General features: G+C 65.1%; 9 protein-coding genes and 1 pseudogene. 2 read left to right on the top strand and 8 right to left on the bottom strand.

Features of this window, described 5'->3' with window-relative positions; genetic code table 11:
• On the top strand, window positions 1–1,247 hold a 1,247-nt coding region (ispG, locus tag XAXN_RS17810), incomplete at its 5' end, for a flavodoxin-dependent (E)-4-hydroxy-3-methylbut-2-enyl-diphosphate synthase (protein ID WP_054320534.1).
• Window positions 1,228–1,949: pseudogene (locus tag XAXN_RS17805) on the top strand (phosphatase PAP2 family protein). The gene ispG and the pseudogene XAXN_RS17805, both read left to right, overlap by 20 nt.
• Here XAXN_RS17805 and XAXN_RS17800 read toward each other — a convergent pair.
• From XAXN_RS17800 to amaB, 8 genes are all read right to left on the bottom strand, one after another.
• Window positions 1,946–3,229: an MFS transporter gene (locus tag XAXN_RS17800; protein WP_054320533.1), complete on the bottom strand. Its 1,284-nt coding sequence runs from the start codon at window positions 3,227–3,229 to the stop codon at window positions 1,946–1,948. The pseudogene XAXN_RS17805 and the gene XAXN_RS17800 sit on opposite strands and share 4 nt — an antisense overlap.
• Before the next feature lie 194 nt (window positions 3,230–3,423).
• Entirely contained in the window at window positions 3,424–4,128 is a 705-nt protein-coding gene (locus tag XAXN_RS17795) for an aspartate/glutamate racemase family protein (protein ID WP_054320532.1), read from the bottom strand.
• A 140-nt stretch (window positions 4,129–4,268) separates the two neighbouring features.
• The gene (locus XAXN_RS17790) at window positions 4,269–5,180 is read right to left on the bottom strand and encodes a DMT family transporter (RefSeq protein WP_054320531.1); all 912 of its coding nucleotides are present in this window, start codon (window positions 5,178–5,180) and stop codon (window positions 4,269–4,271) included.
• Complete coding sequence (gene murB / locus XAXN_RS17785; RefSeq protein ID WP_042822177.1) at window positions 5,174–6,226, bottom strand: UDP-N-acetylmuramate dehydrogenase; 1,053 nt, start codon at window positions 6,224–6,226, stop codon at window positions 5,174–5,176. The genes XAXN_RS17790 and murB overlap by 7 nt, the downstream gene beginning before the upstream one ends.
• The gene (locus XAXN_RS17780; RefSeq protein WP_054320530.1) at window positions 6,223–7,278 is read right to left on the bottom strand and encodes a quinone-dependent dihydroorotate dehydrogenase; all 1,056 of its coding nucleotides are present in this window, start codon (window positions 7,276–7,278) and stop codon (window positions 6,223–6,225) included. Before XAXN_RS17780 ends, murB begins: the two co-directional genes overlap by 4 nt.
• A 5-nt stretch (window positions 7,279–7,283) precedes the next feature.
• The gene (locus XAXN_RS17775; RefSeq protein WP_054320529.1) at window positions 7,284–8,051 is read right to left on the bottom strand and encodes a class I SAM-dependent methyltransferase; all 768 of its coding nucleotides are present in this window, start codon (window positions 8,049–8,051) and stop codon (window positions 7,284–7,286) included.
• A gap of 2 nt (window positions 8,052–8,053) precedes the next feature.
• Window positions 8,054–8,338, bottom strand: a complete 285-nt coding sequence (locus XAXN_RS17770; protein ID WP_054320535.1) for a DUF4190 domain-containing protein — start codon at window positions 8,336–8,338, stop codon at window positions 8,054–8,056.
• Window positions 8,339–8,830: 492 nt separating this feature from the next.
• Window positions 8,831–10,363: an L-piperidine-6-carboxylate dehydrogenase gene (gene amaB, locus XAXN_RS17765; protein ID WP_054320528.1), complete on the bottom strand. Its 1,533-nt coding sequence runs from the start codon at window positions 10,361–10,363 to the stop codon at window positions 8,831–8,833.
• Between the last annotated feature and the right edge of the window lie 424 nt (window positions 10,364–10,787).

Raw genomic sequence — 10,787 nt, 5'->3', positions numbered from 1 at the left:
GCCCAACCCCTCCCGCCGACGCCACCGCCTGGCCGCGTCGCATCACCCAGGCCGTCAAGATCGGCAGCGTGACCGTGGGCGGGGGCCATCCGGTCGTCGTCCAGTCGATGACCAACACCGACACCGCCGACATCGCCGGCAGCGTCAAGCAGGTGGCCGATCTGTGGCGCGCCGGCTCGGAAATGGTGCGCCTGACCGTCAACAATGCCGAGTCCGCTGCCGCCATTCCGCGCATCGTCGACAAGCTGCGCATGATGGGCATCGAAGTACCGTTGATCGGCGACTTCCATTACAACGGCCATCAATTGCTCGCTGCCGAGCCGGCCTGCGCCGAGGCGCTGGCCAAGTACCGCATCAATCCGGGCAATGTCGGGTTCGGCAAGAAGAAGGATCTGCAGTTCGCCCAGTTGATCGAGTTCGCCATCAAGTACGGCAAGCCGGTGCGTATCGGCGCCAACTGGGGCTCGCTGGACCAGTCGCTGGCAGCGCAGCTGATGGACGAAAACTCGCAACGCGCTACCCCGTGGGATGCCGGCCGGGTGCTGCGCGAGGCGCTGATCCGCTCGGCGGTGGAATCGGCCGAGCGTGCGGTGGAGCTGGGCCTGCCGCGCGAGCGCATCATCCTGTCGGCCAAGGTATCCGGCGTGCAGGAACTGATCGCGGTGTATCGCGACATGGCCAGCCGCTGCGATTTCGCGCTGCATCTGGGGTTGACCGAGGCCGGTATCGGCAGCAAGGGTATCGTGGCCTCGGCGGCGGCGCTGAGCGTGCTGCTGCAGGAGGGCATCGGCGACACCATCCGTATCTCGCTGACCCCCGAGCCGGGGCAGTCGCGCACCCAGGAAGTGGTGGTGGCGCAGGAACTGCTGCAGACCACTGGCCAGCGTGCGTTTACCCCGATGGTCACCGCCTGCCCGGGCTGTGGTCGCACCACCTCCGAGTTCTTCCAGGAGCTGGCCGGCGTGGTGCAGAACCATGTGCGCGCCAAGATGCCGGAGTGGAAAATCACCAACCCCGGCGCCGAAAACATGACACTGGCGGTGATGGGCTGCGTGGTCAACGGGCCGGGCGAATCGCGCCACGCCAATATCGGTATCTCGCTACCGGGCACGGGCGAGGCACCGTCGGTACCGGTGTTTATCGATGGCGAAAAAAGCGTCACCTTGCGCGGCGAAAACATCGCGTACGAATTCATCGAGTTGATCGATCAATACGTCGAACGCACCTATGTCCGCCGTGCCGGCTGAATCGCCGGCCGGGTTCAAGGGATGGTTGCGTAGCAATGCGTGGCGCATGGCGTTGCTGTTCGCCGGGGTGCTGCTGCCGCTTGGGCTATTCGTGGACCTGGCCGATGAAGTCCACGCGCTGGAAAATCGCGCTGGAAAATGTTTACTTCGACTAGCCGCTGCTGTGGAGCATGCGCAGCATCGCCACTCCCGGCTTGGATGCGTTTTTCGGCGCGATCTCCAAGGCCGGCTACACCGGTACGGCGTGATTCCGGCCGATATCGCCATCGTGCTGGTGTTGCTGGTCTTGCAGCGCTGGCGCGAGGGCACGTTTGCTGCGCTGGGATTCGGTGGCTCGGCGCTGCTCGACATGGGCGCCAAGCAGTTTTTCCAGCGCGACCGGCCCAGCTTGTGGGAATCGATCGCGCCGGAGAGCACGTTCAGTTTTCCCAGCGGCCATGCGATGGGCTCGATGACGCTGGCCGCGGTGGTCATCGCGCTGGCCTGGAACACGCGCTGGCGCTGGCCGGTGACCATCGTTGCCAGCTTGTTTGCGCTGCTGGTGGGCATCTCGCGCATCTACCTGGGCGTGCATTACCCTTCCGACATCCTGGGCGGCTGGTCGGCCGCGCTGGTGTGGTCCGCGGCGCGCGGCGGCTGCATTGGCGCACGCCCGCTGGTGCGGTGGCGGAGCAACCCGGGCGCGTGCCGTTTGCCGATTAACAGCGGCTGATATGCTCCCGTTGCGATAACCGGGCGCCAACCAAGGCGCCGATGGAAGCCAGCAAGATCACGTAGTACGCCGGCCCCATCGGGTGCTGCTTGAGCAGCATCACCACCAGCAGCGGGGTCAGGCCGCCGAACACGGCATAGCCCAGGTTGTAGGCGAACGACACGCCGGACAGACGAACCACCGGTGGAAACGCCTCGACCATCACGCGCGGAATCGCACCCAGCACGCCCAGCGCAGCGCCGAGCAGGGCATACAGCGGGAACAGCAGGTGCGGGTCGCCCGCAAAGCGGTAGAACAGCCATGCGCTGATGCCCAGACAAACGCTGCCGGCCAGCAGCACGCGCCCGTTGCCCCAACGATCCGACAGTGCCCCGGCCACCACCGAGCCGATCGCCTGCAGCAGCACTGCCAGAAGATTGGCCTGCAATGCCACCGGTGCCGGATAGCCGTACGCACTCTGCAGCAGCGTGGGTGTCATCAGCGACACCACCAGCACGGCGGCGGCGATCACCCAGGTCAGCCAGAGCGACATGGCCAGACTGCGCGGGTGATCGCGCAGTACCACCTTCAGTGGCGTCTCGCGCGCCAGCGCGCGCATCGCGACCAGTTCGGCAAATACCGGCGTTTCGTGCAGCCAGCGCCGCACATACACCGAGAGCAGGCCGAAGATGCCGCCGGCCAAAAACGGCAGGCGCCAGGCGCACTCGGCGATTTGGTCCGGAGAAAACGCACGATTCAGTGCGCCGGCACTCAGCGAACCAAGCAGCACGCCGGCAGCCAGGCCGGCGGTCAAGGTGCCGCAGGCCAGCCCTCTGCGCCGCGCCGGCACGTGTTCTGCCACGAACACCCACGCACTGGGGACTTCGCCACCGATGGCTGCGCCCTGTAGCAGGCGCATCGTCAACAGCAGCAGCGGCGCGGCTACGCCGATCTGCGCGTAGGTCGGCAGTACGCCAATGGCCAATGTGGGCAGCGCCATCAATCCGATGCTCAGCGCGAACATGCGCTTGCGGCCGAGCAGATCGCCAAAGTGCGCCATCACGATGCCGCCCAATGGGCGGATCAGGTAGCCGGCCGCAAAGATGCCGAATGTCTGCAGCTGCCGCGTCCACTCCGGAATGCCTGGCGGAAAGAACAGCTCGCCCAGCACCTTCGCGAAAAAAATGAAGATGATGAAGTCGTAGAACTCCAGCGCGCCGCCTAGCGCGGACAAGCCCAGCGTCTTGTAATCGCTGCGGGTGAGCTGCGTTGATGGGACATGGGTGGTCATGCAGTCGCATCCTGTCACGGGTGGCGCGCATTGTGATTGAAGCCTGCTGGCGCGCCGAGCAGGCAATGCTAGCTGCCGGGGCGGGGCCGTCGCTACGCCGTTCCGGCAATGAATTGCCGATGGCACCTATCAGACCTCGCGCGGATGCACCGGCGGGCTTCGGCCGCCGCGCGTGTCCGGGCCTTCGCTGCGAATCAGCCAGACACGCTCGCCAGCGCCGCTGCCTCGGCGTGCAATGCAGTGGTGTTGAACAACGGCAGTTGCGCATTGGTGCTGTCCACCAGCAGCGAAATCTCGGTGCAGCCCAGGATGATCGCTTGCGCTCCGCGCTGGCCGAGCTCGGCCATGACCTGGCGGAAGTACGTGCGTAATTCGGGCTTGATCACGCCCTGGCAAAGTTTGTCGTAGATCACCCGATGCAGCTGCGCGCGTGCCTCGGCCGGCGTCACCAATACGTCCAGGCAGCGTGCTTGCAGGCGCTGGCGATAGAACGGCTGCTCCATTGTGAAGCGCGTGCCGAGCAACCCGACCCGGCGGATGCCCGCTGCGACGAGCGTATCGGCAGTGGCATCGGCGATATGCAGCAGCGGCAGTGGCGTTGCGGCGGCGATCGCGTCGGCAACGCAGTGCATGGTGTTGGTGCACAGCACGATGAAGTCGGCGCCTGCCGCCTGCAAGGCACGCGCTGCTGCTGCCATCGCCTGGCGGGCGCCATCCCAATCGCCGACATGCTGCAGCCGTTCGATGTCGTGGAAATTGACGCTGTAAAGCAGCAGCTTCGCCGAGTGCAGGCCGCTGCAGACATGGCGCACGCGCTGATTGATGATGCGGTAGTAGGGCAGTGTGGATTCCCAGCTCATTCCACAGATCAAACCGATTGTCTTGCTTGGAACTGGCATGCGAACTCCATGACAGTACAGCGGATGAGGTTGCCAGAGGTGCGGCACGCAGCGTGTGCTGCGCATGGGGACTGAAGTGTATGTCGGCGGTCCCGGCCAGATGCATTCCCGATCACGCTCAGGCAGCTCGGGATATCGGTTCACTCGCCTGGCTTGGCGCCTTCCACGGGTGCATGCGTGGCGGCGTGACGTGCCAGCACCGTTTCGCGATGGGCGATATAGACGTTGGCGCCGATGATGATGGCCGCACCGATCACGGTATGGCGTTCGATCGCCTCGCCAAACAGCCACCAACCCAGCAGCGCCACCAACGGCAATTGCATAAAGCTGATTGGCTGCAGCGCAGAGACTTCACCCAGCTTGAGTGCGCGCGTCCAGAACAACTGCCCGGCGGTGCCGAAGATGCCAGTGGCCACCAGCCATACCCAGCCGATGCCCTGCGGCCATGTCCATTGGAACAGCGCCGGAATCAGCGACATCGGCACCCAGAACACGTAGGTGTAGAAAACCACCGTGTCGGAGTCGTCGCTGCGCGCAAGCTGCTTGATCTGGATCGCGACGATGGCACTGATCACCGCAGCCAACAGCGCAATCAACAGGCCGGGCGTGAATGTTGACGAGCCCGGCCGCAAAATCATCAGCACGCCGATAAATCCCGCCGCCACCGCCAGCCAGCGACGCAGCCGCACCTGCTCATGCAGCCAGATCACCGCCAGTACGGTGACGAACAACGGTGTGGCGTAGGAGAGCGAGATGGCCTGTGACAACGGCAGATGGCCGATCGCCCAGAACCCGCACAGCATCGAGGCCAGACCAATGAGCGTGCGTGCCAGGTACTGCGGTAATTGCCGGGTGCGCGGCAGCGGCTTGCCTGGCCGCACGATTAACGGCAGCAATGCCAATAATCCGAAGGCATTGCGGAAAAACGCGATCTCGGTCGTCGCAACCGTGCTTGATGCCATGCAGATGGTAATCGCCATCAAACCGAAGGCGCATGTACTGGTAAGCATCCACAGCGCGGCATGTCGCGATACCTGCGCTGGCGTCACCAATGCGCCCCGATGATGCGCGGTTCCGGCTCCAGGATCACCGAATAGCGTTCGCGCACCGACTCGGCGATGCGCCGCGAGAAATCCAGCAACTGCGCGCCCGTGGCGGTGCCGTAATTGACCAGCACCAGCGCGTGGTCGGGCGACACGCCGGCATCGCCTTCGCGCTTACCTTTCCAGCCGCATTGCTCGATCAACCAGGCGGCCGACAATTTGCCCTGGCCAGCATGCTCGCCCGGATACACCGGCATGTCGGCAAAGCTGGCTTGCAAGGCGGCAATCTGTTCGCTCGGCAGCAGCGGGTTCTTGAAGAAGCTGCCCGCATTGCCCAGCACATCCGGGTCGGGCAGCTTGCGGCGACGGATGTTGATCACCGCTTGCGCCACATCGGCCGCGCCTGCCAGCTCGGCGCCCATGCTCGCCAGTTCCTCGCGAATGCCGGCGTAGTCCAGCCGCAGCTCGTGCAGCAGCGGCAGATTGAATTCCACCGCCACGATCAGATAACGCTCGGGCTGCTGCTTGAACACGCTGTCGCGGTAACCGAACGCGCAGTCGGCCGCATCCAGCCGCACGAACTGCTGGCTATGCCGGTCGAAGGCTTCCACCACGTGGATGAAGTCGCCCACCTGCGCGCCGTACGCGCCGATGTTCTGGATCGGGCAGGCGCCCACGGTGCCCGGAATCAACGCCAGGTTTTCCAGCCCGGACAAGCCCTGCTGCAGCGAGTAAAGCACCAGCGCATGCCAGTTCACGCCGGCACCGGCGCGCACGATGGCGTGGTCGGCATGGTGCGCGATAATGGACGTCTGGCGGTTGTCGAAACACAGCACGCAGCCTGGCGGATCGCCGGCCAGCAGGACATTGCTGCCGCTGCCCAGCACCAGCAACGGTTGCCCGGCGATCTCGGGAGCGGCCAACGCCTGCGGCAATGCTTCAGTCGCGTGGACGCTGAGCAACCAGCGCGCGGTGGCTTCGACATGGAAGGTGTTGAGCGCACGCAGCGGCGCCTGTTCGCTCAGTTGCCAGCCTGTTTGCACTGCATCGCTCATAACGGCGACACCGCACCGCCGCTGGGTGCTTCGCGGCGGCGTCGGATGGCGTTGACGCATTCGCCGATGAGCTGCGGGCCGCGATACACCAACCCGCTGTAGCACTGCACCAGGCTCGCACCGGCCGCCATCTTGGCGACCGCATCGGCGCCGGAGTTGATGCCGCCCACGCCAATCAACGGGATCGATTCGGGCAGGCGCGCGCGCAGGCGCCGCAGCACCAGCGTGGATTGCCCCAGCAGCGGCGCGCCGGAGAGTCCACCGGCTTCGGCAGCCAGCGGGTGATTGGCCACCAGCGTGCGCGTCACCGTGGTGTTGGTGGCGATCACGCCATCCACTGCCAGGTCGGCCAGCACGCGTGCGGCGGCATCCATGTCGCGGTCGTTGAGGTCCGGCGCCACCTTGACCAGCATCGGCACACGTTTGCCGTGGTGCGCGCTTAGCGCTTCCTGGGTTTCGCGCAAGTCGGAAATCAGGCGGCGCAGCGATTGTTCTTCCTGCAAGTCGCGCAAGCCTGCAGTGTTGGGCGAGGAGATGTTGACTGTGATGTAGTCGGCCAGCGGATACACGCGCTCCATGCAATAGCGGTAGTCGCTGGTGGCCTCTTCGTTGGGCGTGTCCTTGTTCTTGCCGATGTTGATGCCGAGCAGGCCTCCCGTACGGCGTGCGCGCTGCACGTTGGCCACCAGCGCATCCACGCCAAGATTGTTGAAGCCCATGCGGTTGATCACCGCCTGGTATTCCGGCAAACGGAACATACGTGGCTTCGGGTTGCCCTCCTGCGCGCGCGGCGTCACCGTGCCAATCTCGACAAAGCCAAAGCCCAGCGCAAACAACGCATCGATGTGCTCACCGTTCTTGTCCAGCCCGGCACCCAGGCCAACCGGGTTGGGGAACATCAAGCCGAAGGCCGGGGTGGGCAGCGGCACCGGGCGCCTGGCCAGCAACGCCGCGGTGCCGGTGCGGTAGGCGGTGTCGATGGAGCGCAACGCCAGCGCGTGGGCGCGCTCGGCATCCAGGGAAAACAGGAAAGGGCGGGCAAGCGAATACATGCGGGTCAGTTCAATCTCCCGGCGAATACGCGGGTTTGGTATTGGAAGTCGATCAGCCCATCGTGCGCATGCGCATCGAACAACGTGCGGAGTGCGGCGAGCATCGGTGCATGACGTGGGTCGTGCGCAAGCGGGGCGTACGAGGACGATAGCAGGCGGCCACGCAGGCCATCGAAGTCCAGTCGCTGCACATTCGGAAAGCGTGCCGTCGCGAGGAAACCCTCGCCGAACCACGCCTGCATGGTGGCATCGTCCTGATACCGCTCGGCCACTGCGGAATAGTCGGTGCCGTAATCCAGCAGCAACTGCTCGTAGCCGCGCAGGAACGCGGTGCTGTCCAGTTCGCGCGAATTCCAGTACACCACCGCCAGCCCGCCGGGTTGCAGGATGCGCGCCCATTCCGCGCGCACGGCCTGCATGTCGAACCAGTGGAAGGCTTGAGCCGCAGACACCAAGCCCACGCTGGCACCGGCCAGCCCGGTGGCTTCGGCGGTGCCGTCGATCGCCTGAAACATGGGAAATTCCGCCAGCCACTGCAGCGCCGCTTCGCGCATGACTTGGTTGGGCTCCACCGCCGTCACCGCATACCCGGCTTCCAGAAACAGGCGGCTGGAAATCCCGGTGCCGGCGCCGATGTCGGCCACTGCCGTTGCAGGCGTCACGCCCAGTTCGTCATGCAGCCAGCGCAGCAACTGCGGCGGGTAACTGGGCCGGTAGCGCACGTAGGCCGCCACGCGGTCGTTGAAGCGCTGGGCGGAGGAGGGCGTGGCCATGCTCAACTGTTGGCGGCCGCAAGCCAGGCCATGCCGCCGAAGAACAGCAGGAAAAACGCGATTCCCACGACCCACAGCGCCACGGCCAGCCAGCCCATGATGAGGCCGCCGATGGCCAGGCCGTCGCCGTCCAGATCCTGGGGATTGCGGCGGATTTCCGCGCGGGCCAGATGCCCGGTAATGATGGCGCAGATGCTGCCCAGGAACGGGATCAGCGTCCAGCCGAGAATGCCTGCAACCAGGCTGACGATCGCCATGGCGCTGTTCTTTCGAACGATAACGTTCATCATGAACTCCTTGAAAGGCGGGCAGCCGAAGGCTGGCGTCGCACGATTATCCCAGAGCCGCCGGTCAAAAGGCGTGCCGTTTGCGGCCAAACGTCGTTGCGGGGCTGGTTTTGCGGGCGGGATGGGCTGAAATCGCCGCTCGTGCGGACAGTGCGTGTTCATGCGGGTTGGACGCGTCGTGCCCGCGCTGGCCGTCGGCGGTGCCGCACGGGCGCCATACGGCTCGGCTGGTTCAAGTCGGGCCGATGCCCTGTGGCACCGGCGTTTGTATTGCCGGGGCGAACGCTGCGCCCCGTGCGGACGTGGCATGCTCTGCACAGAGCCGGATGGGTGAGCGTCGCCTGCAGCCGGCGATGTTTTCGGGCTGCCACTGTCACTGCAATAGCCAGAACCGCTGGGTTGGGCGCTTCGCATCTGCCGCGCGGGCCGTTGCAGGCTCATTGCGACCACGCGGCGCGCTGAGCATGTGCCCGGCGCGCGATGCAACGTCGATCAAAGATCGAACTTGATGCCCTGCGCCAGCGGCAACGAATCGGAGTAGTTGATGGTGTTGGTCTGACGACGCATATACACCTTCCATGCATCCGAGCCGGACTCGCGCCCGCCGCCGGTCTCCTTCTCGCCGCCGAACGCACCGCCGATTTCCGCACCCGACGTACCGATATTGACGTTGGCGATGCCGCAATCGCTGCCGGCCGCCGACAGGAACTTCTCGGCGGCCTTGAGGTTCTGGGTGAAGATCGACGACGACAGGCCCTGCGGCACGCCGTTCTGCAGCTCGATCGCCTCATCCAGCGTGCTGTACTTCATCACGTACAGGATCGGCGCAAAGGTCTCGTGCTGCACCACCGCGTCACTGTTCTGCAGCCCCGTGACAATCGCCGGCAGCACGAAGTTGCCCGGGCGATCGATCGCCGTGCCGCCCACTTCGACGGTGCCGCCGGCGGCCTTGGCCTTGGCGATCGAGTCGAGGAACTGCGCAACGGCGCCCTGGCTGTTGAGCGGGCCCATCAGGTTTGCCGGGTCGGTCGGGTCGCCGATCTTGCTGTCGAGCTGCTTGTACGCCTTGACCAACGTCGCCAGCACGGTGTCGTAGATGGATGCGTGCACGATCAGCCGGCGCGTGGTGGTGCAGCGCTGCCCTGCGGTGCCCACCGCACCGAACACGATGCCCGGGATGGCCAGCTTCAGGTCGGCGGTCTCGTCCAGGATGATGGCGTTGTTGCCGCCCAGTTCCAGCAGGCAACGGCCCAGGCGACGGGCGACTTTCTCTGCCACCACGCGGCCAATCTGGGTCGAACCGGTGAAGCTGATCAACGGCACGCGGGTGTCTTCGACCAGCTTCTCCGATAGCGACGTGCCGGCATCGTTGATCAGGAAGAAGATGTCCGGGAAGCCGGCATCCTTGAGCGCCGCGTTGCAGATCTTCATCGTCGCGATCGCGGTCAGCGGCGTCTTGTTGGATGGCTTCCAGATGCAGATATCGCCGCAAATTGCCGCCAAAAACGCGTTCCAGGCCCACACCGCCACCGGGAAGTTGAACGCACTGATGATGCCCACCAGGCCCAGCGGCTGGTACTGCTCGTACATGCGGTGGCCGGGGCGCTCCGAATGCATGGTGTAGCCGTAGAGCATGCGGCTCTGGCCCACCGCAAAGTCGGCGATGTCGATCATCTCCTGCACTTCGCCGTCGCCTTCGGGTTTGCTCTTGCCCATTTCCAGTGCCACCAGCGAACCGAGCGCATCCTTGTGCGCACGCAGCGCCTCGCCGCACAGGCGCACCGCCTCACCGCGACGCGGGGCAGGCGTGGTCCGCCACACCTTGAAGGCCGCCTGCGCGCGCTGGACGATCAGCTCGTAGTCTTCCGGCGTGGTCGCCTGCACCTCGGCGATCACCGCGTTGGTGGTCGGATTGAGCGGCTGCAGCCCCCCGGCGCCGGGGGCCTGCGACCAGGTCGCCTCGCCAAGATAGGTGCCGGAATTGGACGCAGCGAGGTCGAGCGCCTTGAGCAGGTCAGCGGACATGGGATCTCCTGGAAACGGTGGCGGTGGCGGTCGCGGTGGCAGGGACACCCGCGACACGGGTAGCCGCCGATTTTAGCAGGCTCCGCCGGCCACCTACCGGCTTGGCAATCGCAACGATCGTGCGACAATGCCGCCCTTGGCCCCGTAGCTCAGCTGGATAGAGCGTCCCCCTCCTAAGGAAGAGGGGAAATTGAGGGGTCACCGCTATCTTGTCTAACCTGTTGTTTAATAAGGCCTGGGGTCGCCCGTTTGGCGGGTGCGATGCAGGTCTAGACATCCCAAAGCAGCTTCCGACAGCGCTTGTTCGCCACAGCATTGCCACGGCTTCCAAGGTCTCCTAGGCTGCGCTATAAGACATTTGTAGTAAGTCTAGGGATGGCCCATCTCGCATGTCTGCAAGCGCGTGTAATGACCCACCGGTTTC

Origin of the sequence: Xanthomonas axonopodis (assembly GCF_001304695.1) — a bacterium.
GTDB lineage: Bacteria > Pseudomonadota > Gammaproteobacteria > Xanthomonadales > Xanthomonadaceae > Xanthomonas > Xanthomonas axonopodis.
Note: the sequence above shows the minus strand (reverse complement) of the source record. Positions and strands in the feature narration are given on the sequence as shown.

What these genes read in the sequence shown, in the direction of transcription:
- XAXN_RS17795 (WP_054320532.1), bottom strand. Translation starts at nt 4,128, where the DNA reads ATGCCAGTTCCAAGCAAGACAATCGGTTTGATCTGTGGAATGAGCTGG.
- murB (WP_042822177.1), bottom strand. Translation starts at nt 6,226, where the DNA reads ATGAGCGATGCAGTGCAAACAGGCTGGCAACTGAGCGAACAGGCGCCG.
- XAXN_RS17770 (WP_054320535.1), bottom strand. Translation starts at nt 8,338, where the DNA reads ATGAACGTTATCGTTCGAAAGAACAGCGCCATGGCGATCGTCAGCCTG.
- XAXN_RS17780 (WP_054320530.1), bottom strand. Translation starts at nt 7,278, where the DNA reads ATGTATTCGCTTGCCCGCCCTTTCCTGTTTTCCCTGGATGCCGAGCGC.
- XAXN_RS17775 (WP_054320529.1), bottom strand. Translation starts at nt 8,051, where the DNA reads ATGGCCACGCCCTCCTCCGCCCAGCGCTTCAACGACCGCGTGGCGGCC.
- amaB (WP_054320528.1), bottom strand. Translation starts at nt 10,363, where the DNA reads ATGTCCGCTGACCTGCTCAAGGCGCTCGACCTCGCTGCGTCCAATTCC.
- XAXN_RS17800 (WP_054320533.1), bottom strand. Translation starts at nt 3,229, where the DNA reads ATGACCACCCATGTCCCATCAACGCAGCTCACCCGCAGCGATTACAAG.